This is a genomic window from Brevibacterium zhoupengii (genome assembly GCF_021117425.1).
Classification (GTDB): domain Bacteria; phylum Actinomycetota; class Actinomycetes; order Actinomycetales; family Brevibacteriaceae; genus Brevibacterium; species Brevibacterium zhoupengii.
Genome location: NZ_CP088298.1, coordinates 1226677 through 1249989 on the forward strand (window position 1 = coordinate 1226677; position 23313 = coordinate 1249989).

The 23313-nt window shown below is 63.0% G+C and carries 22 protein-coding genes; 18 read left to right on the forward strand and 4 right to left on the reverse strand.

Translation table 11 applies throughout. The annotated features are described in order from the left end of the window. Position 1: 1 nt before the first annotated feature. Entirely contained in the window at positions 2 to 763 is a 762-nt protein-coding gene (locus tag LQ788_RS05495; protein WP_231445790.1) for a CPBP family intramembrane glutamic endopeptidase, read from the forward strand. 201 nt (positions 764 to 964) lie between these two features. Continuing rightward, positions 965 to 3127: a PhoX family protein gene (locus LQ788_RS05500; RefSeq protein ID WP_231445792.1), complete on the forward strand. Its 2163-nt coding sequence runs from the start codon at positions 965 to 967 to the stop codon at positions 3125 to 3127. Positions 3128 to 3221: 94 nt separating this feature from the next. Here LQ788_RS05500 and LQ788_RS05505 read toward each other — a convergent pair whose 3' ends face one another. The 3 genes from LQ788_RS05505 to LQ788_RS05515 form a co-directional block, all read right to left on the reverse strand. After that, positions 3222 to 4079 carry a phosphotransferase gene (locus tag LQ788_RS05505; protein WP_231445794.1) on the reverse strand — a complete coding sequence of 286 codons (858 nt, stop codon included), beginning with the start codon at positions 4077 to 4079 and terminating at the stop codon, positions 3222 to 3224. A 166-nt stretch (positions 4080 to 4245) separates the two neighbouring features. Then, on the reverse strand, positions 4246 to 4890 hold the full coding sequence (locus LQ788_RS05510; RefSeq protein WP_231445795.1) for a VOC family protein: 645 nt from the start codon (positions 4888 to 4890) through the stop codon (positions 4246 to 4248). A 178-nt stretch (positions 4891 to 5068) separates the two neighbouring features. Beyond that, the gene (locus LQ788_RS05515; protein WP_231445797.1) at positions 5069 to 5554 is read right to left on the reverse strand and encodes an inorganic diphosphatase; all 486 of its coding nucleotides are present in this window, start codon (positions 5552 to 5554) and stop codon (positions 5069 to 5071) included. Positions 5555 to 5666: 112 nt separating this feature from the next. Here LQ788_RS05515 and dacB point away from each other — a divergent pair, with 112 nt between their 5' ends. The 3 genes from dacB to tilS are packed head-to-tail and all read left to right on the forward strand — an operon-like array spanning position 5667 to position 9164. Next, positions 5667 to 7133, forward strand: a complete 1467-nt coding sequence (dacB, locus tag LQ788_RS05520; protein WP_231445798.1) for a D-alanyl-D-alanine carboxypeptidase/D-alanyl-D-alanine endopeptidase — start codon at positions 5667 to 5669, stop codon at positions 7131 to 7133. Further along, entirely contained in the window at positions 7130 to 8146 is a 1017-nt protein-coding gene (locus LQ788_RS05525) for a zinc-dependent metalloprotease (RefSeq protein WP_231445800.1), read from the forward strand. The genes dacB and LQ788_RS05525 overlap by 4 nt, the downstream gene beginning before the upstream one ends. After that, positions 8133 to 9164 (forward strand): tRNA lysidine(34) synthetase TilS, encoded by a 1032-nt coding sequence (gene tilS / locus LQ788_RS05530; RefSeq protein ID WP_231445802.1) that lies wholly within the window; start codon positions 8133 to 8135, stop codon positions 9162 to 9164. The genes LQ788_RS05525 and tilS overlap by 14 nt, the downstream gene beginning before the upstream one ends. 22 nt (positions 9165 to 9186) lie before the next feature. Here the strand turns inward: tilS and LQ788_RS05535 are convergent, their stop codons facing one another. Beyond that, positions 9187 to 10422, reverse strand: a complete 1236-nt coding sequence (locus LQ788_RS05535; protein WP_231445803.1) for an amidohydrolase family protein — start codon at positions 10420 to 10422, stop codon at positions 9187 to 9189. 162 nt (positions 10423 to 10584) lie between these two features. Between LQ788_RS05535 and LQ788_RS05540 the strand changes: the two genes are divergently transcribed. From LQ788_RS05540 to LQ788_RS05600, 13 genes are all read left to right on the forward strand, one after another. Beyond that, complete coding sequence (locus tag LQ788_RS05540) at positions 10585 to 11889, forward strand: MFS transporter (protein WP_231445804.1); 1305 nt, start codon at positions 10585 to 10587, stop codon at positions 11887 to 11889. Positions 11890 to 11936: 47 nt separating this feature from the next. Further along, a complete protein-coding gene (gene hpt, locus LQ788_RS05545) occupies positions 11937 to 12488 on the forward strand; it encodes a hypoxanthine phosphoribosyltransferase (protein WP_009883401.1) in 552 nt (183 codons plus the stop codon). A gap of 167 nt (positions 12489 to 12655) precedes the next feature. Continuing rightward, positions 12656 to 14830, forward strand: coding sequence for an ATP-dependent zinc metalloprotease FtsH (gene ftsH / locus LQ788_RS05550; RefSeq protein ID WP_231445806.1), 2175 nt, complete (start codon positions 12656 to 12658; stop codon positions 14828 to 14830). Continuing rightward, on the forward strand, positions 14830 to 15453 hold the full coding sequence (gene folE, locus LQ788_RS05555; protein WP_231445808.1) for a GTP cyclohydrolase I FolE: 624 nt from the start codon (positions 14830 to 14832) through the stop codon (positions 15451 to 15453). The genes ftsH and folE overlap by 1 nt, the downstream gene beginning before the upstream one ends. A 9-nt stretch (positions 15454 to 15462) precedes the next feature. Further along, the gene (gene folP, locus LQ788_RS05560; RefSeq protein ID WP_231445809.1) at positions 15463 to 16329 is read left to right on the forward strand and encodes a dihydropteroate synthase; all 867 of its coding nucleotides are present in this window, start codon (positions 15463 to 15465) and stop codon (positions 16327 to 16329) included. Then, positions 16326 to 17252, forward strand: coding sequence for a 2-amino-4-hydroxy-6-hydroxymethyldihydropteridine diphosphokinase (gene folK / locus LQ788_RS05565; RefSeq protein WP_231445810.1), 927 nt, complete (start codon positions 16326 to 16328; stop codon positions 17250 to 17252). The genes folP and folK overlap by 4 nt, the downstream gene beginning before the upstream one ends. A 28-nt stretch (positions 17253 to 17280) precedes the next feature. Next, positions 17281 to 17742, forward strand: a complete 462-nt coding sequence (locus tag LQ788_RS05570; protein WP_231445811.1) for a DUF3180 domain-containing protein — start codon at positions 17281 to 17283, stop codon at positions 17740 to 17742. Beyond that, entirely contained in the window at positions 17739 to 18239 is a 501-nt protein-coding gene (locus tag LQ788_RS05575) for a PH domain-containing protein (protein ID WP_231445812.1), read from the forward strand. The genes LQ788_RS05570 and LQ788_RS05575 overlap by 4 nt, the downstream gene beginning before the upstream one ends. Before the next feature lie 2 nt (positions 18240 to 18241). Continuing rightward, positions 18242 to 20095 (forward strand): PH domain-containing protein, encoded by a 1854-nt coding sequence (locus LQ788_RS05580; protein WP_231445813.1) that lies wholly within the window; start codon positions 18242 to 18244, stop codon positions 20093 to 20095. Next, positions 20092 to 20997, forward strand: coding sequence for a Rossmann-like and DUF2520 domain-containing protein (locus tag LQ788_RS05585; RefSeq protein WP_231445814.1), 906 nt, complete (start codon positions 20092 to 20094; stop codon positions 20995 to 20997). Before LQ788_RS05580 ends, LQ788_RS05585 begins: the two co-directional genes overlap by 4 nt. Before the next feature lie 100 nt (positions 20998 to 21097). Further along, positions 21098 to 22657 carry a lysine--tRNA ligase gene (lysS, locus tag LQ788_RS05590; protein ID WP_231445815.1) on the forward strand — a complete coding sequence of 520 codons (1560 nt, stop codon included), beginning with the start codon at positions 21098 to 21100 and terminating at the stop codon, positions 22655 to 22657. A gap of 4 nt (positions 22658 to 22661) precedes the next feature. Continuing rightward, the gene (locus tag LQ788_RS05595; protein ID WP_231445816.1) at positions 22662 to 22907 is read left to right on the forward strand and encodes a hypothetical protein; all 246 of its coding nucleotides are present in this window, start codon (positions 22662 to 22664) and stop codon (positions 22905 to 22907) included. Beyond that, entirely contained in the window at positions 22873 to 23211 is a 339-nt protein-coding gene (locus LQ788_RS05600; protein WP_029417415.1) for a histone-like nucleoid-structuring protein Lsr2, read from the forward strand. The genes LQ788_RS05595 and LQ788_RS05600 overlap by 35 nt, the downstream gene beginning before the upstream one ends. The last annotated feature ends 102 nt before the right edge of the window (positions 23212 to 23313 follow it).

Consider the following 23313-nt stretch of genomic DNA (forward strand, 5'->3'; position numbering starts at 1 on the left):
CATGAGAAACGAGCTCGAACCACAGGAGAAGAAGCGCCTGTGGTTCGAGCTCGGTCTCGTTGCGGCACTCTCTCTGGGCCAATCCGCGGTCTACGCGATCGTGCGGCTGGTCGACATCACCACCAGGGGCCCGATCAGCGAAGCCGAAGCGAAGCTCAACACCTCGATGTCGCCGCGACCCGGATTCGACCTCGTCTACCAGATCCTCGACATCGGGTTCACCCTCGTTCCCGTGCTCCTCGCCCTCTACCTCCTCACCCGCGACACCGATGCTCCGCCCCTGAGCACTCGCCTGGGCGTGAACGGTCAGAGCGGGAAGGACCTCGGTCGCGGAACGCTGATCTTCGCCATCATCGGCATCGGCACCCTCGGCGTCTACGCGGGCGGCAGGGCACTGGGGATCACGGCCGAGATCCAGCCGGCCAACCTCGGCGATCATTGGTGGACGATTCCCGTGCTCATCCTCGCTGCGGCGAAGAACGGCATCGTCGAAGAGGTCATCATCTTCGGTTTCGGTGCCGAACGCCTCCAGCGTCTGGGCTGCGGGATGTGGCCGATCATCATCAGCCTGGCAGTCTTCCGCGCCAGCTACCACCTGTACCAGGGCATCGGGCCGTTCATCGGCAACGTCGCCATGGGCATCATCTTCGGGTGGTACTTCATGCGCCGAGGCAGACTGATGCCGCTGGTATGGGCGCATTTCATCATCGACGCCGTGGGCTTTCTGGCACCGGGGATCCTCAGCCTCGTCGACGTCGGCTGAGCAGGAATTCTCTTCCAGGCGAGCGGGATCCTTTTAGGTACGTTTCGTTTGACGTAATGCACTGCTGTCCGCGGGTTCACTCCCAGTTCACCAAGCGGTAGCGCTGGGGCCAAGTCATGGTGGAATTCTCGATCGGGTGAGTTCCCCATCGCCTGGCGAGGTGGGAACCGAAAGTCCCGATCCGAGGAGATAACCGAACCGATGGCACCCCTACGCGAACTTCTGCCCATGGCCGGACATGTCCGTGGCAAGCGAAGCCCCGTCACCTGCGCACTCAAATGCGACAACGCATGCAGCAAGGCAATCTGCAACACGTCATCGAACAGCTACTTCCGCGACATCGTGGGAACCCAGCTGACCCGACGGGCCGCCCTCGGTGCTTCAGCCGCCGGAGCCCTGGCGATCGCAGTGACGACGGCGCCCAGCCCCAGTGCCAGCAGCGCAGCAGCCAAGGGGAAGAGCCTCGCGTTCAAGGCCATCGACCCGGTGCACCACGAGGTCGACGAATTCATCGTCCCCAAGGGCTACTCCTGGCACCCCATCGTGCGGTGGGGCGATGCACTCTTCCCCGACTCGGAACCCTTCGATCCAGAGAACCAGTCGGTTAAGAAGCAGCGCCGTCAGTTCGGGTACAACAACGACTTCCTCGAGATCCAGGTCGATCGCAGCGGAGACGGCAACCGCGCACTGCTCTTTGCCAACCATGAGTACAGCAACGATGCGATCATGTACCCCGACTCCATGGACGAGAAGACGAAGCGGGCGATCAGCCGTGAAGCACACGGACTCACCGTCGTCGAGCTTGAGCGCAGGAACGCGAAGACTCCGTGGAAGGTCGACGTCAACGGGGCGAACAACCGTCGCTTCCTCATCGGCACAGAATACGAGTTCACCGGGCCTGCCGCCGGTTCGGATCTGCTCCGGACGCGAGACTACCCCAAGGGCGACAAGGTCCAGGGCACCCTGGGCAACTGCTCCGGCGGACTGACCCCGTGGGGAACGCTGGTCTCCGGTGAGGAGAACTTCAACTCCTACTTCAGGGCACAGGGACAGTCGGACGCCGATAGGCGCTACGGACTGACCAATGACGCCTCGGCCTACGGGTGGGAAGACGATCTGCAGCGTTTCGACACGAACAAGTCCGGTTACGGCAACGAAGCGAACCGCTTCGGATGGATCGTCGAAGTCGACCCACGGGACCCTGAATCGACTCCGCTCAAGCACACCAGCCTCGGCCGGTTCAAGCATGAGGGAGCCAACATCACGATCGCGGACTCCGGTCACGCTGTGGCCTACATGGGCGATGATGAGAAGTTCGACTATCTCTACAAGTTCGTGTCCAAGGACAAGTACGTCGAGGGCGATCTGTCGCACAACCTCACCCTCCTGTCCGAGGGGGATCTCTTCGTTGCGAAGTTCACCGGCAACTCACCGAAGAACGAGATCGACGGCAGCGGCGCAGTGCCTGCCGACGGAGAGTTCGACGGCAGCGGACAGTGGCTGCCGCTGATCAAGGACGGCAAGTCCCAGGTCTCCGGGATGGCGATCGACGAGGTGCTCGTCAACACCCGTCTGGCAGCCGACAAGGTCGGACCCACGAAGATGGACCGCTGCGAGGACGTCGAGCCGAACCCGGTCAACGGCAAGATCTACGTCGCCTGCACGAACAACTCGGACCGCGGCACCGACGGCAAGGCAGCAGCCGATGAGGCCAACCCACGGACCGAGAACCGTGACGGTCACATTGTGGAGCTGACCGAACGCAATGGCGACCACACCGGCACCGAGTTCGACTGGACCCTGCTGATGGTCTGCGGCGATCCGAAGCAGGGTGACAAGACCTATTTCTCCGGCTTCCCCGTCGACCAGGTCTCACCGATCTCCTGCCCCGACAACGTCACCTTCGACAGCGCCGGGAATCTGTGGATCTCCACCGATGGTGCCCCTGATGGAATCGGGTACTGCGACGGACTGTTCAAGGTCACGATCGAAGGCAAGCAGAGGGGCCGCGTTGAGCAGTTCCTCTCCGTACCGCGTGAGGGAGAGGTCTGCGGACCGCTGATCCACGACGACGACAAATCAGCCTTCGTCGCCGTCCAGCACCCAGGTGAGGACGGAAGCTGGGCCAACCAGCACTCACAGTTCCCGGACTTCGTCGATGCCACCGATGTCGACGCAGGAGTCGCTGCAATGCCGCGTCCATCCGTCGTCCAGGTCCTGCGCGGCAAGGGCAAGGACAACGGCAAACCGCCGAAGAAGGACAACAACGGCAACAACGGGAACAATGGCAATAACGGGAACGGCAACGGGAACAATGGCAACAATGGTCGGGGCAACGGCAACGGACTCGGCCGGGGCAACTGACCTAAGCACCGCAGACCGCGCCAAAGTCTGATCTAAAGGTTCCACAGCCGAAGAGTGGGCATTCGTACTGAATGCCCACTCTTCGGCTGTTCGGCTACGTGTCGAAGCGGCGCAGCGCCCGCGCGAGCATGCGGTGGCCCTGGTCTTCGAATCGCTGGTCGCCAACTTGATATGCCCAGACTGCCGTGTCGATGGCTTCACGCAGGAGATCGATCAACCAGACCTCCTCATGCCGAGGGTCGGCCCCATACCCTTCGACGAAGGCGTCTTCCAACCGGTTCGAGGCCGACCATTGTTGGACCGCGAGCCGGCATAGGTCTGTTGCAGGCGGACGGTATTCGAAACGTCCGAAGTCAATCACGCGCAATCGCTCCTCATGGACCAACCAGTTGCGAGGCTGCCAGTCACCATGAGTGGGCACGAGAGCGACAGGGCGCGGCCGGTAGCCTGTGAGCAGGCGACGAGCACGGTGTTCTGTCAGCGGTTCAATCCGGTGTGGCTTCCCCAGCAGGTTCAGAGACTTCTCCGTCGCTCGCCGTTCGTAATCTGAGTCCATCACCGAGTCCATGCAGTGGAGGGCTCGCAGAGCTGCGCCCGCTTGCTCATGAATGTCATAGTCAAACTCCACAGACGAACCTTGAATCAATCGGCCTTGGAGATATGTGGTGATGAGGATGTTCTTGGACCGATCAGACGCGATCATTCGACTGGTCAAGCCGAGATCGACGAGCTGCTGAGTCGATGACTCATGGGCCGTGATCTCACGGCCGATGTGATGATTGCCGGGGCCTGCACATTTGACGACGAAGTCAGCACCGGAAGATCGCACGTGCAGAACGCTGGTGTCGATGAGGCCCCACGACATGTCTTCGACAAGATCGAGGCCATCGAGATGCTCTTCGACGAACCGCTGATGCGTTGTGTTCAGTGGTCCGTTCTCCCAGGTGTTCACGGAATCAGTCTATCCATGCGGAAACGGTCCCTGAGGCTGATTGCCGCCAGCCAGTGAAGACGCAGGGAACTCTTTCAGCACGAAAGCACAGAGGGCATCACACCGCGTTAGTGTGATGCCCTCTGGTGTCCGCCGCCGGTCGCCCGGCAACGTCTGCAACGGTGACTCAGATGGTGACGAGGCCGTTCTTTGCGGTCTCGAAGCTGACCGACATGATGCCGGGGGTGCCGTGAGGTGATGACCAGTCGATGTGGATCTCCGGGATCGGCTTGGGATCCTGGGTCCCCAGCCAATCGCGCAGTCGGTCACGATCCCCGGCGATCTGCAGGGTATCGATGGCGACGTCGCCATTGGTCTTGTAGGACGAAGGGTGTTCAGACGAGTCGGCAGCCCACTTGATGAAGAACGGAAGCTGGGGGTCGGCGATGAGCCCCTTGATTCCGATCTGCAGCCACTTGAGTTCCAGACCTGATTCTGGGGTGCGGTTTCCGTCGACGGCCTTGCGTTCGAGACGGGTCTCCACTCCGGCGAGGTCATCGACTGAGACGCACCAGCCCATCCAGCCGCCGCCGAGCTCGGAACGAGCTCGGACTGCCTGGCCGAAGGGTGTTGACAGCGCGGCCGGGTGCTCCAAGGCTTCGACGACTTCGAGGTAATGACCGTTCGCGAGGGGGAAGATCAGATTTCTGGTTCCGAATCGAGGATGCACGCCACCGTCGTAGGGAACCACACCGAGCTTCTCCGAGATTCTCTCGGCAGTCGCTTTGTACCCGTCTGGTTCGCTGGCGAAGGACACATGATCGAGTTTCATGTCTCGACAATCGCATAACCTGGCTCACACTTCTCATTAGGATCACCTAAGTAATGCGTCCCTCAAGGCGTAGCAGCTGCCAGTCTGAAGAACGCAGAGACCGTCCGGACGAAGATGTCCGGACGGTCTCTGAACTCGGGTCGAGGGGATGCTTCACACCACCTCGGCGAGGGTGAACTCAGTGAGACTCTTTGAAGCGCTTGATCGAGGCTTCGACCTCAGCCTCTGCTTCGGCGCGGCCGACCCAGCTGGAGCCCTTGACGAACTTGCCGGGCTCAAGATCCTTGTAGCGGGTGAAGAAGTGCTCGATCGAATCCAGTGTGAACTGGTCGACGTCGCTGATGTCCTGGTAGCTCTCCCAGCGAGGGTCGCCAGCGGTGACGCCGAGGACCTTGTCGTCGCCGCCTGCTTCGTCTTCCATCTTGAACATGCCGATGGGGCGCACATCGATGAGGACGCCTGGGAACAGCGGCTCGGGCAGCAGGACGAGCACGTCGAGCGGGTCACCGTCGTTGCCCAGGGTGTCTTCGAAGAAGCCGTAGTCAGCGGGGTACTGCATCGAGGTGTAGAGGTAGCGGTCGAGCTTGACCCGACCGGTCTCGTGGTCGACCTCGTACTTGTTGCGCGATCCGCGCGGGATCTCGATTGTGGCCAAGAGTTCCATAGTGCTCCTTCAAGCTAGGGTTGCATCACTAGAATAGAGCTTACAAGTCCCCACGAACGACAACCACAACGGCTACGGCGAGGACGGCAGCAATGAGAACGAGGGCCCGCGCTTGAACCCGACCCCGGAGCGGAAGAAGCGGAAACGGTCGAAGAAGGCTGTCGCCGGCATCACGGCAGGCAGCCTTGCTGTGCTGCTGGCCGGAGTTGCGGCACTCGACGCCTACGACGTCTTCCCCGAACTCCCGGGAATACTCACCACCGAGCCTGCCATCGAGGTCCAGGACGTCCCCTCACCCCACGCTCAGGGCAAAGATGTGCCCGCGCCCGCCTCGGCGCTCGATGATTCGGCACCGGTGCCCACAGCGATCCCTGACAAGGTGGATAAGATCCTCTCCGACTCCAAGGTCAAGGGCTTGGGGATCGAGATCCGCGACGGCCTCAGCGATGACATCCTCTATGCGAAGAACGAGAACAAACCGCGCACGCCGGCCTCGGTGACGAAGGTCCTCACCGGTTCCGCAGCACTGCTGGCGATCGGCGGCGAGAAGCGACTGTCCACGGCTACGGAGTTCGATCCGTCGACTGCGACGGTGACTCTGCAGGGCGGCGGTGACTCGCTTCTGGGCGCGGGGGAGTCCCAGCCAGGAGCCGTGAACGGTCACGCCGGACTGGCGACGCTGGCCCAGCAGAGCGCGGAGTCTCTGAAGAGCCAGGGCGTCGCCGAGGTGGCCCTTGACCTGGATACGTCCCGGTACTCGGGTAAGGACTTCAGCCCCGGCTGGGAACGCGTGGACATCGCGAAGGGTGTGATCACCCCCATCCAGCCGCTGATGATCGACACCGGCTACGTCGGCAGCAAGGACAAGGAGTGGCGCGGGCGCAGCGAACATCCGGCCAAGGACGCCTTCGCCGTGTTCACCAAGGAACTCAAGGCTGCCGGCATCACGGTCACTGAAGATCCGCAGCCTGCAGAGTCCACCGGCGATGAGGCGAAGACCAGCACTGACGCGAAGCCCACCGAGCTGGCAGAGGTGGAGTCGGCCACGATCTCCGAGATCGTCGAATACGCCCTCGTACACAGTGACAACGTCGTCGCCGAGGTCCTCGGCAATGAGGTCGCGATCGCTCAGGACCAGCCCGGCAGCCTCGAAGCGGGCCCGCAGGCTGTGCTCGACGCCCTGTCGGACTCGGTGGACCTGGGTCAGACGCACCTTGAGGACACCTCGGGTCTGTCCTATGACAACCAGATCAGTCCGCATGACCTGACGACCATTCTGCAGGCCTCGGTCGTCGCCGATGATTCGCTCTCAGACCTCATCGCCGCGATGCCCGTGGGCGGATTGACCGGTACGCTCACAGACAGATTCACCAAGGACAGGAACGCAGCCGGAGCAGTGCACGCGAAGACAGGAACGCTGTCGACCGTGACCTCACTGGCCGGAGGGGTGCTCGATGCCGATGGACGCTATCTCGTCTTCACCCTGCAGATCGACGACGTGGACAAGGACAAAATATTGGAAGCCAGGAAGACCGTGGACGACATCGTCGCAGCACTCGCGAATTGCGGCTGCCAATGATCGTCGATGAGAAATTCGCCGCCCGCACAGCCCGCGAACTCGTCCCCGCAGCACGTGTGCCCGACACCGATGAACTCGATGAGCTGGTCGCCGGGCTCAAAGACAACGCGCTCACAGCCCAGGAACTCGTCGTCGACTCCTTCCTCCTCGAACCGGCCCATGCCGATGACGTGCGCACACGCTTGGGCGCCGGTTCCGTGCTCGTCCTGGATCAGATCGGCTGGATCAAGGCCAACGCCCAGTCGCTCAACGGCATGGTCGACGTAGATTCCCTGCCCGCACCTGTCGGCCCAGGTGCGGCGAAGGCGGCGGCCGTGGAGTTGGCCGGGGTGCTCTCGCTGTTGTCCACGCGGGTGTTGGGCCAGTTCGATCCGTTCGCTGTGTCCACGGGCCGGCTGATGTTCGTGGCTCCTGCAGTCCTCATCGCCGAAGAGGCCATGAAGGTCAACCCACGCGATTTCCGCATGTGGGTAGCCCTGCACGAGGCCACACACCAGGTGCAGTTCGCGACCGCGCCCTGGCTGCGCGAGCACATGCGTTCTCTGCTCTCTCAGGTCGTGGCGACCCCGCTCAAGGCTCCGGGCATTCGGGGAATTGCCGATTTGTTCTCCACCGTGGGGCAGATCGTCAAAGGCGATGCGAGCATGGTCGATCTGATCCGCGACGAGGGGATGCGCAGCGCTCTCGACGAGGCCTCTGCGATCCTCAGCCTCCTCGAAGGCCACGCCGACGTCGTCATGGACGAGGTCGGCATCGAAGTGATCCCCAGTGTCCGGAAGCTGCGCCGCAAGTTCGAGGCCCGCAGGGATGCCGGGCAGGGCGGATTCCTGTCGAACCTGCTGGGCATGAACCTCAAACTCGCCCAGTACCGTGACGGTGCCACCTTCGTCCGCGCCATTCGCAAAGAGGTCGGCCAGACCGGCTTCTCCGTCATCTACGACAGCCCGGAGAACCTGCCGAAGAGCGAGGAGATCCACACCCCGAGCCTGTGGCTGGACCGTGTCCACGGCTGAAGGGCGACCACCTCGGCGGCCGAGTCTCGATCCGGCCAGCGGCACGATCCGCAATTGCGTCCGCGACGCCGTAGCCCAGGTGGGCGACTCCTCGCAGCAGCCGAGCGTCATCGTCGCAGTCTCCGGCGGAGCCGACTCGATGGCGTTGCTGCACGCCTGCGCCTTCCTCCACCGCCGCGGGGAGCTGCGCGCGCGTGCCGTGACCGTTGATCACGGGCTCCAGCCCACATCCGCCGAGGTGGCCCGACGGGTGATCTCGATCGCCGAATCCTGGGGTGTGCCCGCCGAGGTCGCCACCGTCAACGTCGAGGCCGGGGTCGACGGCCTCGAGGGTGCCGCCCGTGATGCCCGCTACCGTGCACTCGAGTCCGCACGGTCGGCAGGAGGTGCAGATTGGGTGCTGACCGCACACACCCGAAGCGACCAGGCGGAGACGGTGCTGCTGGGGCTCATGCGCGGTTCGGGCACGAGATCCCTGGCCGGAATGGCTCTGCGCACCGGGCGGGTCCTCCGCCCCCTCCTCGACGTCGACCGAGCGAGCACCCTTGCCTCGTGCCGGGCTCAGAACATCGAGGTCTGGCACGACCCGATGAACACCGACGACACCTTCGCCAGGGTGCGAGCCCGCAGCTTGCTGGCCTCCCTGGAGACTGATCTGGGTCAGCCCATCACGGCGAACCTGGCGCGCACCGCCGAACTGTGCCGCGCCGATGCCGACTGCCTCGACGAACTCGCCGCCTCCGCAGCCGCCGCAGTGCGGGGACGCACCGAGGTGCCGCTGAGCGAGGTGGCGGGCCTCGACGATGCGCTGGCCTCCCGCGTCCTCCGCGAGTGGCTGATCTCCATGGACGTACCCGCCCAGAGCTTCGGCGCCGCCCGCATCAGCGAACTGCTCGCCCTGATCCGAGATCCCGGATCACAGGGGCGCACACGCACCCGACTGTCGCTGCCCGGTGACACCGAAGTCATCATCACCGGTCAGCTCCTGCGTTTTCGACGCGAGGCGAAGGCTGGCTGACTCCTGACGAAGGCTGACTGACTCAGGCCTCGCCGGTGACCAGCCGACCGGCGGCGGCCACGAGGCGACCGTGCTTGAAGACGTCACGATCTGCAGGGCAGTCCATGATCGCCGAGGTGACGGTATCGGCGGTGACCAGCATGAAGTCCGCCGGTGCACCGATTCCCAGACCGAAGCGGGCATCATCGACCAGTGCCGTTGCGTCCGGTCGGGCACCGGCCATCACCTGTGCTCCACCGCGTGAGGCGATGTCGAGGCAGGCCTCGATGTCCTCATCCCGGCGGTGCCCATTGGTGAATGCCAGCTGCCAGGTCCGGCGCAGCAGGTCCCCGTCGCCGTAGGGGCTCCAGTAGTCGCGCTGGCCGTCCTCGCCGAGGCCGAGCGCTACCCGCTGCTCCCGCAGACTGCGCTGAGGAAGGACGCCGCCCTGCGGTGCCACTGTCGTCAGGGAGATGCCTGCCTCGGCGACCAGCTCGATGATCCGTTCGACCTCAGGCTCGGGATTCGAACTCAGAGCGAAGGCATGGGAGATGGTCACCTGCCCGGCCAAGCCGAGGGCCTTCGTGCGGTGAGCGATCTCCTCAAAGGTGAAGATGCCCGCGCTGCCGTGCTCATGCAGGTGGATGTCGATGCCCTTGCCGTGCTTCTCCGCCAGGCCGAAGACGACATCGAGATGTGCCACCGGATCGCGATCGTACTGGAGCGGATCGAGTCCGCCGACCAGATCGGCCCCTTCACTCAGGGCCGCGTCGAGAAGATCTCTCACACCATTCTCCCGCACGATGCCGGCCTGCGGGAACGCCACGATCTGCGAGTCCAGGACCGTGGCATGATCGGCCAGCGCGTCGCGGACGCCGCTGAAGCGCTCCAGGCCGCAGTCGGCATCGATCTGAGTGTGCGAACGGATGCGCGTGCCTCCGGAGGCGACGATCTTCGCGATCACGTAGGCGGCCTGGTCGCGGACGCTGCGCTCGCCGCCGCGCCAGTTCTCTCGGTCGTTCATGATGTAGCCGTGCAGAGTTCCGTCGGCAGTGTGGGGGCGGAAGGTCTGACCCATGCGGTTCGAATCGAGATGGGCATGGACGTCGCCGAGGCTGGGCAGCAGTGCCCGGCCGGCACCGTCGATGTCTCCCGCCGAGGTGGTCCCTGGGCTGTGCGGTGTGAACGAGGAGAAGCGTCCGTCCTTGATCTCGACATCGACGGCTTCGGCATCGGCGGTGCGGGGGAAGAGCCGCACATTTCTCAGAATGGTCATCATCGTCCTTCCATATCGGTGGGAACCCTCAGTGTCGGCGGGGACCTTGCTCTTCAAATGGTATACCGTATTCTTGCTTGGTCAGACCCGGCTTGGGCGACGATCCAACGAGTACGGCAGCGGACCCGAAGACCGGGTTCCCCGAGCGTCTGAAAGGATGAGGCAATGACCTCTCAGCCCGAACACAGCCATCGTACGGGGCGGGGCCTCGACGTACTGGCACTCGCGGCCCTCGTTCTCATCGCCTGCTCCCTGCGTCCGGCCGCCTCGTCGTTGGGCCCCGTCCTCTCCGAGGTCCAAGGCGCCTTCGCTCTGGCCGAATGGCAGACGGGGCTGCTCACCGCCCTTCCCGGGCTGATCTTTGCGATCTGCGGATTCATCGCCGTGCCGGTGCTCAAGAAGGTCGGACTCTTCGGATCACTGGTGATGACTTGCGTCCTCATCACCGTGGGCGTCGGTGCCCGGGCGCTCGTCGACGGCTGGCTCAGCTTTGCCGGGCTGACTGTGGTCGCACTGGCTGGAATGTCCATCGGAAACGTCATCCTGCCCGTCTATGTGAAGACGCGCTTCCCCGACCGCACCAACCTCGGCGCCACCGCATTCACCGTCTCCCTGGGACTGGGTGCAATGTTCCCCGCCTTCCTCACCGCCCCCATCACCGGCCATTTCGACAACTGGCGAGTGGGACTCGGCATCTGGGCACTTGTGCCGGCCTGCGCCCTGGTCACCTGGGTCATCCTCCGGCTCGCGCGATCTGTGCCCAGCCTCGATCGACCCGGTGGGGACACACCTGAAGCGGCCCCACCTCGGCGGCACATCTTCACCTCTGCCAAGGCCAGGTACATGGCGATGTTCTTCGGTCTCCAATCGGTCAACGCCTACGTCCAATTCGGGTGGCTGCCGCAGATCTACCGTGATGCTGGCCTCGACCCGGTGCTTGCCGGACTCATGCTCACGGTCGTCACCCTCGGCGGAATCCCAGGTGGATTCCTCGCCCCGCAGATCATCATGCGCAGCATCCTGCCGCGTTTCTTCCTCGTCAGCTTCTCACTCAGCGCCGTGTGCGGCTATCTCGGGCTGCTCCTCATTCCCACCACCATGCCAATCCTGTGGGCGATCCTCCTGGGCTACGGCGGCTTCGCCTTTCCTGCCGCGCTCGCCCTCATCACCGGCCGCACCCATGATGTGGCGATCACGGCGCGGACCTCGGCCTTCGTGCAGTCGTCGGGCTACGTGCTGGCCGCGATCGGCCCCTTGGCCGTCGGTGGTCTGCTGGGCCTCACCTCTGGATGGGCGGTGCCGCTGTGGTTCATGGTCGGTGTCTCCACGCTCATGGGCGTGACGGGGTTCCTTGCCGCATCCCCAGGCACGGTCGACGACGAGCTGATCCCGACAGGCACCCACGGCGGCTCAACGCAGGTTGCCGGAGGCACAACAGGCCGTCGCGGTGGCATGCCGAGGCAGAAGTGAATCATAATGGAGACACACCCCACCCCAAGCGAGGAGAAACGACTGCAGTGGACATCAACGATCTCGGCAATGACATCGAAAAAGTGCTTGTCTCGGAAGAACAGATAGCCGCACGACTCGTTGAACTGGCAACCGCCATCGATGAAGACTACAAGGGCAAGGACATCCTCCTCGTCGGTGTCCTCAAGGGTGCCGTCATGGTCATGGCGGACCTGGCCCGCGCGATCCACTCGCCGGTCACCATGGACTGGATGGCCGTCTCCTCCTACGGTTCGGGAACAAAATCCTCCGGTGTCGTGCGCATCCTCAAGGACCTCGACACGGATCTTTCGGATCGCCATGTGCTCATCGTCGAAGACATCATCGACTCGGGCCTGACCCTGTCCTGGCTGGTCCAGAACCTGCGCTCGCGTGGGGCAGCGACCGTCGAGATCTGCACGATGCTGCGTAAGCCAGAAGCCGTCAAGGTCGACATCGACGTCAAGTACATCGGCTTCGATGTGCCCAACGAATTCGTCATCGGCTACGGACTCGACTATGCGGAGAAGTACCGCAATGTTCCGTTCGTCGCCACGCTGGCTCAGCACGTCTACAGCTGAACCGAACGCATGAGCGTTCCGCGCATTTGCTGAGAGCTCGCTGCACCCGGGAACAAAACCGGGTGCATTCGAGCTATGTCAGTGCGAGGTATTAGGCTGTGGGGGATGTTCCCAGGCAGCCTCGGTAGCCTGAACAGGTTGCCCACATCTTTTTCCTGAGAGGACTTATGGCCGAGTCGAATAAGCGTCGCCCACTGCTCAACAAGGCGACGAAAGGCCCATTGGTCTGGATCGTTCTGGCACTTCTCGTAGTGTCCATTGGTGCTCTGCTCTTCAGCCGAGTCGGATTCAGCCAGATCGACACCCAGAAAGGTCTCGAGCTTCTCCAAGACGACAAGGTCGAACAGGCGAAGATCGTCGACAAGGATCAGCGCGTCGACCTGACCCTCAAGGACGACCTCACCATCGACGATCAGGACTTCGGCAAGAAGGTTCAGTTCTTCTACGTGGAGCAGCGTGGAGAGCAGATCGTCAAGGCCGTGGACTCGGCCGAGCCCAGCAAGGGATACACCGACGAGGTGCCCAAGCAGAGCTGGCTCATGTCCCTGTTGGGAACCCTGATTCCCTTCGTCATCATCTTCGTCGTCTTCTGGTTCCTCATCTCGCAGATGTCGGGCGGGAAGATGATGAACTTCGGCAAGTCGAAGGCGAAGCTGGTCAACAAGGAGAATCCGGACGTCACATTCAAGGATGTCGCCGGAGTCGACGAGGCTCTCGAAGAGCTCGAGGAGATCAAGGAGTTCCTGGCCGAACCGGAGAAGTTCAAGGCCGTCGGTGCCAAGATCCCCAAGGGCGTCCTCCTCTACGGTCAGCCCGGTACCGGTAAGACCCTGCTTGCGAAGGCTGTGGCCGGTGAAGCCGGTGTTCCCTTCTACTCGATCTCGGGTTCGGACTTCGTCGAGATGTACGTCGGTGTCGGCGCCTCACGTGTGCGCGACCTGTTCGAGCAGGCCAAGACCAACGCCCCCTGCATCATCTTCATCGACGAGATCGACGCCGTCGGCCGCCAGCGCGGTGCCGGCATGGGCGGCGGCCACGATGAGCGCGAACAGACGCTCAACCAGCTGCTCGTCGAAATGGACGGCTTCGACGTCAAGACCAACGTCATCCTCATCGCCGCGACCAACCGCCCCGATGTGCTCGACCCAGCACTTCTGCGTCCCGGTCGCTTCGACCGTCAGATCCCGGTCGAGGCCCCGGACATGAAGGGCCGTGAACACATCCTCGAGGTCCACTCCGAAGGCAAGCCGCTCGCGGACGATGTAGACCTGGGACAGATCGCCAAGCGCACACCCGGCTTCTCCGGCGCGGACCTGGCCAACGTCCTCAACGAGGCAGCCCTGCTGACCGCGCGCGAGAACTCGAAGGTCATCGACAACCGCATCCTCGACGAAGCCATCGACCGCGTCATCGCCGGACCGCAGAAACGCACCCGCCTGATGAATGACAAGGAACGTCTCATCACCGCCTACCACGAGGGCGGACACGCCCTGGTTGCTGCTGCGATGAACCAGACCGACCCGGTCACCAAGGTCACCATCCTGCCCCGCGGCCGAGCTCTCGGCTACACCATGGTCATGCCGAGCGAGGACAAGTACTCAACGACTCGCAACGAACTCCTTGACCAGCTGGCCTACGCCATGGGTGGCCGCGTGGCCGAAGAAGTCGTGTTCCACGACCCCACCACCGGCGCGAGCAATGACATCGAGAAGGCGACGAACATCGCCCGCAAGATGGTCACCCAGTACGGTATGAGTGACAAGCTGGGCATGGTCAAGATCGGCGACGATCAAGGCGAACCATTTGCCGGACGCGGCTACGGCGGGGGCGACGAGTACGGTGACGCGACGCTGTCCTCGATCGACCATGAGGTGCGAGAGATCATCGACGCCGCCCACGCCGACGCCTACTGGGCGCTGACGCACAACCGTGACGTTCTCGACGACCTCGCCTACCAGCTGCTCGAGCGGGAGACTCTCGATCAGGCGGCATTGGCTGAGATCTTCACCCCCATCGTCAAGCGCCCCACGCGCGATGTGTGGCTGGCCAACGATGAACGTCCGGTTTCCGAGCGCGGCCCGATCGATCCACCGGCTCCGCTCAGCGGCGACCGCAGCGGCAAGGGCAACGGTCACCCGGAAGTCGACACCACCGACGTACCGGGCGCCGGTCCGACGGGTGTGAACGGACCTCATGTTCCGCACAACCCCACGGGTCCGATCAACCCCAATGATCCGACCGGACCGACCGGTCCACACAGCGCACCTGGCAACGGTCCCGAGGGTCCGACGAATCCAGGTGGCCCGAACAATTCCGACGGCGGCAGGGAGAACGGCTACTGATGTCTGAGCTCGAAGGGGTACCGGAGATCCTCGGTGAGGCTCCTGCCGGTACCGGCAACAAGGTCGATCAGGCGAGGATCGCCGCCGCAGTGCGAGAGATCCTCATCGCCGTCGGTGAGGATCCTGACCGGGAAGGTCTGCTCGAGACCCCGTCCAGGGTCGCTCGAGCCTATGAGGAGGTCTTCGCCGGGCTCCACCGGGACCCGGCCGAGGTGCTGGGCGTGACCTTCGACATCAGTCACGAAGAGATGGTCCTCGTGCGCGACATCGACCTGTACTCGACGTGCGAACACCACCTGGTGCCGTTCCACGGAGTCGCTCACATCGGCTACATTCCCAGTAAGAACGGCAAGGTCACAGGTCTGTCCAAACTGGCACGGCTGGTTGAGATCTACGCTCGCAGGCCCCAGGTCCAGGAGCGGCTGACGACTCAGATCGCCGATGCACTCGTCGAACACCTCGAGCCCCAAGGCGCGATCGTCGTCGTCGAGGCAGAACATCTGTGCATGACGATGCGAGGAGTCCGCAAGCCAGGCGCCTCGACCATCACGTCAGCGGTGCGCGGGCAGCTGCGCGAAACAGCATCGCGAGCAGAAGCCATGAGTCTGATCCTCCGGAGGTAGAGGTCGCACATGCCCACACCGGAACGCACCAAGATCATGGGCGTACTCAACGTCACGCCTGACTCCTTCTCAGACGGCGGTCGCTACTTCGACCACGACTCCGCCATCGCCCACGGCCTCGAACTGCTGGCTTCCGGTGCTGACATCATCGACGTCGGAGGCGAGTCCACGCGCCCGGGCTCGGTTCGAGTCGACGAGGCCGAAGAGCTGCGCCGGGTCGTTCCTGTCATCCGGGAGCTGGCCGCTGCGGGGGCGACCATCAGCGTCGACACCATGCGAGCCACGGTCGCCGAGGCGTCACTGAACGCCGGCGCCCACATCATCAACGACGTCTCAGCCGGACTCTCTGATCCGACGATGCTGTCCGTCGCGTCCGAGACAGCTGCCCCCGTCGTGCTCATGCATTGGCGCGGGTACCTCGATAGCGCATCGGCGTCCTTCCACTACGACGATGTCGTCGCCGAGGTGATCGCTGAGCTGAAGACGAGAATCGACGAAGCCGTCGCCGTCGGTGTGAAGCTGGAGAACATCATCCTCGATCCGGGCCTGGGATTTTCGAAGAACGCCGAACACAACTGGCAGATCCTCGCGGCCCTCGACGAATTCGCGAACCTGGATCACCGTCTCCTCGTCGCAGCCAGCCGGAAACGATTCATCTCAACCCTGCTCTCACCAGAGGATCCGAAACTCGCCGAGGAAGCGGCGAAGGATCAGGCCACGGCCGCGATCTCGGCACTGTCGGCCCGGGCCGGAGCGTGGGCGGTGCGCGTCCACGAACCGGCCACCTCGGCGATCGCGGTCAAGGTCCTTGACGCCGTGAACTCACATGCTTCGACAGCTAGCTCAGAAGCTTCCACGGCCGAGGGCCAAGCATGAGCGGCCAACGGGATCGGATCGAGCTGCGCGGACTGACCGTGCGCGGCAACCACGGGGTCTTCGACTTCGAGAAGCGTGAGGGCCAGGACTTCATCATCGATGTCACCCTTCACACCTCGGTGTCCCGGGCCGCTGCCAGCGACGACATCGCAGACACGATCCACTATGGGGAACTGGCCGAAGACGTCGCACACATCGTGGAGGACAATACCTTCGACCTCATCGAGACTCTGGGCGCGAGGATCGCCGATCACTGTCTGACCCTTGCCGAGCACGTTGAGGTCGTCGTGCACAAGCCCGGTGCCCCGATCGAACGCAGCTTCAACGATGTCAGTGTCACTGTCAACCGTTCCCGCCACGACGCCGGGGTCGGTGCCGCCCCACCGGGGGGAGTGACCGGTGAAACCGCTCTGGGCGAGCACGAGGCATACTTCAATCTCGGGGCCAACCTCGGCGATGCGGCGGACACGCTCGACCAGGCTGCTGCCGCGCTCGACCGACACCCCAAGATCACGGTGCAGAGACGATCGTCGCTGTATCGCACCGCGCCCTGGGGCGGAGTCGAGCAGAACGACTTCCTCAACCTCGGACTCATCGTGACCACCAGCCTGCCCGCCGTCGAACTCCTGGCTGTGGGACAGGGAATCGAGGTCGCCTGCGGACGGACTCGAGATCTGCGGTGGGGGCCGCGTACCCTCGACATCGATCTCATTCGCTACGTCACGCACGACGGTGAGCTCGTCGTCGACACCGAAACACTGACACTGCCACATCCGCGGGCACACGAACGAGCCTTCGTCCTCGCGCCCTGGGCCGAGCTCGACGAGAATGTGGAGATTCTCACGCCCACCGGTCCGCAGTCGATCGCTGCGGTCCTTGCCGAGCTGGGAGACCAGGAAATCACGCGAATCCCGGCACCATAAGTGCCCAGGGTTTGAGAGACTTGGAGCTATGCAGCGAACTTCGTCGAGCACTCTCGCCATCTGGGCCGTCATCGGTGCGGTGCTGGCGCCAGTCGTCGACGTGCTGCTCGAAAGTCAGGGGTTCTCCCTGCCTGGACTGCCCTGGTTCGCCATCATCGGAATGCTCATTCTCGCGGCGGTCCTTCTGGTCCTGGGCTGGCCGATCAAGAAATGGAACGACGGCGACCGCACCAAAGAGATCGACCCACTCCAAGCGGCCCGAGTAGCGGTTATGGCTAAGGCCAGCGCCCTGACTGGGGCGGGACTGGCAGGCTGGTATATGGGAAATGCGGCCTACTATTTCCTGTCAGCACCGGGCATCCGCAATGATTTGGCGGCAGGTATGCTTTTCGCTATGGTGTCAGCCGCAGCGTTGATGATCGTCGGCCTGATCGTCGAGAGCTTCTGCGCACTGCCCCCTCAAGACCCACCAGGAGCTGAAGCAGCGTGAGCCGCGAATTCAACTATCTGTCCGGAACAGATGCCGACTTCAACAGGGTCAGCCCCAAATACGGACTCAAGGAGACGATCGCGACACTGACGATCCTCGTCCCGATGATCATCGTGGCACTCGTCTTCGCCATCATCTTCACCTCCGAGGTGCCCTGGCTGCATGCGATCTGGGCCGTGCTCGTGGCATTCACCGTCTTCCTCATCGTCATCATCCTCCGCCAGGCCAAGGCCATCGGCTACGCGGAGAGGGCAGATGACCTCCTCATCCGGCGAGGAATCATGTTCCACAAAGCCACGGTCGTCCCGTATGGCCGACTGCAGTTCGTCGACGTAGATGCCGGGCCCATCGATCGGATGTTCGGCCTGGCCACCGTGAAGCTGCACACTGCCTCGGCGTCCACAGACGCGACCATTCCGGGTCTGCCCCGGGCAGAGGCCGATCGCCTGCGCGACAGCCTCGCCGGCCTGGGCCAGGCCAACTTGGCAGGGCTGTGAGCATGGCCGAGGAAGGTTCGAACGACGAGCCGACAAGTACCTCTGCTTCCACTGAGGAATCCGCAGACGAAGCCTCTGGCCACGGTGCCGCCGCACCCGAGGTGTGGCACCGGGTCCACCCGCTGACGCCGATTCTTGAGAGCCTCGGCGTGCTCGTGGGTATCTTCATCGCCGCCGCCTACGGTCTGCAGAACTTCATGCAGACCGCCATCGAGGACCTGGCGAGGGGCGATGGTGTGGATCTGGGGTTCGCCGGTTGGCTGCGCAGCCATCCCCTCGTCATCCTCGGCGTCGTCGGTGGACTCATCCTCATCCTCCTCATCACCGCGCTCTTCAGCTGGATGGCGTGGAAGGTCATGGGCTATCGGATCGATTCCGAAGCCATCTACTATCGGCGCGGTCTGCTGTCGAAGAAGCTGCGTAAGGCCCGACTCGACCGGGTGCAGTCGATCGACCTGCAGCAGAAGCTCCTGCCTAGGATTCTGGGAATGGCGGAACTCGTCTTCGATGTCGCCGGTGGGACCGATTCCAACATCTCCCTGAAGTACCTGTCGAAGAAGCGTGCGGAAACACTCCGCGATGAGCTCCTCTCCGCCGTCCGCGCGAAGAAGCGGGGCACCCAGCAGTGGGAGCGAACCCCAACCGCAGGCCGATCGGCCGAGGCAGCAGCAACTTCCGTTCCAGTTGCTGTCAATGCGCCCACGGCAGATTCCTCGGCAGATTCGTCGGGTGGGTCCAGCGAGACGGATGATTCCGCAGGCATCGCAGGTGAGCCTGCCCTCGACCGCACCGTGCCCGAACGTCGCGATGACAGCATCGGCGTACGCCTGAGCAAACGCCTCGGATCCTTGGCCGACGGCGCTTCACACGAGGCAGAGTCGAGCATCAACGAACTCCTGGCTCCCTACCAGGTCTCCGCCAACGTCAACGAGGAAGGCGAGATCATCCGGGTGCCAGTGCACCGGGTCGTGGTCTCCTCATTGCTGAAGTCGGAGACGATCATCTCACTCCTCGTCGTCCTCCTCGTCATCGGAGTGTCGATCGCCTTGCTCGTCTTGGGACTGACTGAGGCATTCATCCCGATGATCGTCGCAGTCATCCCCGGCCTCTTCACGGCGTTCTCCGCCTTCAGGAAGAACCTGGACAACGCGAACTTCGTGGTCAAGCTGGGAGAGAACGGACTGGCCGTCAACCACGGACTCGTCTCCACCTCCCGCAAGGTCATTCCCCTCGACCGGCTGCAAGCCGTCTGCCTCCACCAGCCTCTGCTGTGGCGGAAGGCCGGATGGTGGAAGGTCGAATTCAACATCGCCAGCGCCGGCGGTTCCGGTGAGTCCAACATCCTCCTGCCCGTCGGTGACATCGACCAGGCACTGCTCATGGTGGGCCTCGCACTGCCCGAGCCGCAGCTGCCGGACGACATCAGCGCAGCGACCCTGGTGCGCTCTGCCATGTATGACCGCAAGTCCGAGGACCCACAGGCGGGGAGGGCAGAAGAACTCTTCCACGGCCAACCGCGTTCCTCACGACTCATCGATCCATTGGTGTGGAAGCGGCGAGCCTACGCGGTGACCGGTTCCCTGCTCGTGCTGCGCATGGGTGTCCTTGACCGTCGCGTCGACTTCGTGCCCCACGTGAGAGTGCAGTCGATGAGCTACCACCAGGGCCCGCTCATGCGTTCGTTGGGTCTGGGCACGGTCGCCGTGCACTCCACAGCCGGACCCATCGACCCTCGAGTCACCCACCAGAACGTCGATGAGGCGAAGCAGTTCTTCAGCGAACATTCCGAACGCACTCGACTTGCGCGGCAACGCTACGACGAGGAAGCCCGCACAGCCAAGGAAGGCAGACTATGAGCCACCCGGGAATGAACCAGGACGACGCCCCTCGCCTGGGGATCGGCATCATCGGGTGCGGAAAGGTCGGGGCGACCATCGGAGCCGCCTGGCGAGATGCCGGTCACGCGATCATCGGTGTCAGCGCCACCTCGGCGGCGAGCCTGCAACGAGCCGAGGACATGCTCCCAGGCGTGCCGGTCCTGCCCCCGGACGACATCGCAGACCGTGCCGAACTCCTCCTCTTCGCTGTCCCCGACGATGAGATCGAATCCCTTGTCAGCGGCCTGGCAAAGGTCTCACGGATCCATTCCGGACAGATCCTCGTCCACTGCTCGGGCCGGTACGGAACCGATGTCCTCGAAGCCGGGACCAGCCTCGGCGCGCTGCCGATCGCACTGCACCCATCGCTGTCCTTCACCGGCACCGCAGTCGATTTGGCGCGGCTGCGACAGTCGACGATCGCCGTGACCGCACCGGCACCGATCCGCCCAGTCGGACAGGCCCTCGTCGTCGAGATAGGCGCCGAACCCATCGATGTGGCTGAGGCAGACCGACCCCTGTACCACGCGGCCATCACCCACGCCTCGAATCACACCATCACGATCATCAGCGAAGCCATGGAGATGCTCGCCGAGGCGGGTGTGAGTGACCCATCACGTGTGCTCACAGCCCTCGTCGATGCGAGCGTGACGAACACCCTGCAGAACGGGTCGAAGGCACTGACAGGGCCCGTCAGCCGGGGCGACGTGGGAACAGTGAGTGCGCACCTGGCGGCGCTGAGCGAGTTCAGTCTCAACGTGTCGAACCCGTCGGCCCGCAACAGCTACATTGCTCTGGCCAGGTCCACCACGGCCAAGGCACTGGGCCTGGGACGCATCACGGACTCACAGGCACAGGAGATCCTGTCCCGGTTGGACTGAGATCCGGAGCGGACTGAGCGCCGGATCGGGCTGACCATCGGTGGGGTCGGCACTCGGCCCGAATTCCCCCGGGGGCCGCGCTCACGGTAACCTTGACGGTATGGCAGATACCGAGTCGAACACGCCCGAAAACGCAGACCTTTCACCCGAACATCTCGATCCTGAGCAGATCCGGATCCGAAAGGAAAAGCGCCAGCGGCTCTTGGACTCCGACGCCGAAGCCTATCCGGTCGGAATTCCGCGCACACATACTCTGGCCGAGGTCCATGCCAGCCATGACGGGCTGGAGGCCGGGGACGAAACCGAGGACATCGTCGGCGTCGTCGGCCGTGTCGTGTTCGTGAGGACCACTGGCAAGCTCTGCTTCGTGACCCTGCAGGCAGGAGATGGAACCCGTCTCCAGGGCATGCTGTCTCTGCGTGAAGTGGGGGAGGAGCGACTCGGCGACTTCAAGACCGACGTCGACCTGGGCGACTTCCTGTTCGTCCATGGCAAGGTCATCAAGTCAAAGCGCGGCGAACTCTCTGTGCTCGCCGATTCCTGGTCGATGGCCAGCAAGGCGCTGCGCCCGCTGCCTGGCCTGCACACCGAGCTCGCTGAGGACACTCGCGTCCGCCAGCGCTACCTCGATCTGATCACCCGCGAAGAAGCACGGAAGACGATGCTGACGCGGGCCGAGGTCATGTCGTCCCTGCGGCGGACGTTCGTCGGACAGGACTTCGTCGAGATCGAGACTCCGATGCTCCAGTTCATGCATGGCGGGGCCGCTGCTCGACCGTTCAAGACACATATGAACGCCTACGACATCGATATGTACCTGCGCATTGCGCCCGAGCTCTTCCTCAAGCGTGCAATCGTCGGCGGCATTGAGAACGTCTTCGAGATCAACCGCAACTTCCGCAACGAAGGTGCTGACTCCACTCACTCACCTGAGTTTGCGATGCTCGAGGCCTACCAGTCCTACGGCGACTACCACTCGATAGCAGATCTGACGAAGACGCTGGTCCAGAACGCCGCGCAGGAAGCCACAGGGTCCCTCGTGGTGAAGCTCGAAGACGGCGAGGACTACGACTTCGGTGGCGACTGGACCGTCGTCAGCATGTACGAGACGCTGTCGGCAGAATCAGGAGTCGAAGTCACCCCGGAAACCGGCCTCGAGGTCCTCGACAAAATCGCTACCGATAACAATGTCGACTTGGGCGGAGTATTCCGCTCGCACGGAAAATACGTTGAAGAGCTGTGGGAGCACTTCTACCAGGACAAGCTGTGGGCACCCACCTTCGTCACCGACTTCCCCGTCGACACTTCACCTCTGGTCCGCGAACACCGGACCAAGAAGGGTGTCGTGGAGAAATGGGATCTCTACGTCCGCGGATTCGAATTGGCTACCGGCTATTCTGAGCTCGTCGATCCGGTCATCCAGCGTGAACGGTTCGAAGCGCAGGCAGCCGATGCGGCCAAGGGCGACGAAGAAGCAATGGGACTTGACGAAGAATTCCTCACTGCCATGGAACACGGAATGCCGCCGACGGGCGGTATGGGAATGGGACTTGATCGTCTGCTCATGGCTTTGACCGGCCTGGGAATTCGAGAGACGATCCTCTTCCCATTCACGAAGCCAATTGCCTCCGGTAATACGGAAATGGCTGAGGAGGGATGAGCACATGATGGATCTGCTGAAGGCTCTATTGCCGTCGATCTGCGTGGGATTGCTGTTCTGGTACGTAATGAGAAACATCTTGCGTGCAGACCGGACCGAACGCGAACAGATCGATAAATTCTATGCAGAGCAAGAGGTTAGCGAATTAGGCGATAATCATGAATCAGATGTTAAGCTGACTTCGTCAAATACATCAGATTATGAAAAGAGTGAACATGGCAAGGGAGATGCGACTCGTTCTCACGGATGATTTCGATGGCTCGGAGGCGTCGGAGACCGTGCGCTTCAGCCTCGACCAAGGTACCTACGAACTCGAACTGTCGACAGAGAATGCCGAAAAGCTCCGTGAAACGTTCGCCCCGTTCATCGCCAAAGCCCGCCGGGTAGCCAACCCCGGTGGTCGTGGGCGTCGCGCAGGATCCAGCTCAGCTGCCGGTCCGAAGCGGGACACCGCCAAAATTCGCGAATGGGCACAGGCAAACGGCTACCAGCTGGGCGATCGCGGTCGTATTCCGCTCGAAATCGTTCAGGCATATGAAGCTGCAGAGAGCTGAATCGACCGGATTCAGTCACAGCCGATAAACGAGGCGATATAGCGAATCGAACTTCATTGATTCACTAATCGCTTCCTGAAGGACCAACGGTTCATCCGTTGG

Excerpts from the sequence above, each read along its gene's own strand:
- LQ788_RS05535 (WP_231445803.1), bottom strand. The coding sequence starts at position 10,422 with ATGATGACCATTCTGAGAAATGTGCGGCTCTTCCCCCGCACCGCCGAT.
- folE (WP_231445808.1), top strand. The coding sequence starts at position 14,830 with ATGTCTGAGCTCGAAGGGGTACCGGAGATCCTCGGTGAGGCTCCTGCC.
- LQ788_RS05510 (WP_231445795.1), bottom strand. The coding sequence starts at position 4,890 with ATGAAACTCGATCATGTGTCCTTCGCCAGCGAACCAGACGGGTACAAA.
- LQ788_RS05570 (WP_231445811.1), top strand. The coding sequence starts at position 17,281 with ATGCAGCGAACTTCGTCGAGCACTCTCGCCATCTGGGCCGTCATCGGT.
- LQ788_RS05500 (WP_231445792.1), top strand. The coding sequence starts at position 965 with ATGGCACCCCTACGCGAACTTCTGCCCATGGCCGGACATGTCCGTGGC.
- LQ788_RS05495 (WP_231445790.1), top strand. The coding sequence starts at position 2 with ATGAGAAACGAGCTCGAACCACAGGAGAAGAAGCGCCTGTGGTTCGAG.
- LQ788_RS05580 (WP_231445813.1), top strand. The coding sequence starts at position 18,242 with ATGGCCGAGGAAGGTTCGAACGACGAGCCGACAAGTACCTCTGCTTCC.
- ftsH (WP_231445806.1), top strand. The coding sequence starts at position 12,656 with ATGGCCGAGTCGAATAAGCGTCGCCCACTGCTCAACAAGGCGACGAAA.
- LQ788_RS05600 (WP_029417415.1), top strand. The coding sequence starts at position 22,873 with ATGGCAAGGGAGATGCGACTCGTTCTCACGGATGATTTCGATGGCTCG.
- LQ788_RS05525 (WP_231445800.1), top strand. The coding sequence starts at position 7,130 with ATGATCGTCGATGAGAAATTCGCCGCCCGCACAGCCCGCGAACTCGTC.
- folK (WP_231445810.1), top strand. The coding sequence starts at position 16,326 with ATGAGCGGCCAACGGGATCGGATCGAGCTGCGCGGACTGACCGTGCGC.
- LQ788_RS05595 (WP_231445816.1), top strand. The coding sequence starts at position 22,662 with ATGATGGATCTGCTGAAGGCTCTATTGCCGTCGATCTGCGTGGGATTG.
- LQ788_RS05585 (WP_231445814.1), top strand. The coding sequence starts at position 20,092 with ATGAGCCACCCGGGAATGAACCAGGACGACGCCCCTCGCCTGGGGATC.
- LQ788_RS05515 (WP_231445797.1), bottom strand. The coding sequence starts at position 5,554 with ATGGAACTCTTGGCCACAATCGAGATCCCGCGCGGATCGCGCAACAAG.
- folP (WP_231445809.1), top strand. The coding sequence starts at position 15,463 with ATGCCCACACCGGAACGCACCAAGATCATGGGCGTACTCAACGTCACG.
- lysS (WP_231445815.1), top strand. The coding sequence starts at position 21,098 with ATGGCAGATACCGAGTCGAACACGCCCGAAAACGCAGACCTTTCACCC.
- LQ788_RS05540 (WP_231445804.1), top strand. The coding sequence starts at position 10,585 with ATGACCTCTCAGCCCGAACACAGCCATCGTACGGGGCGGGGCCTCGAC.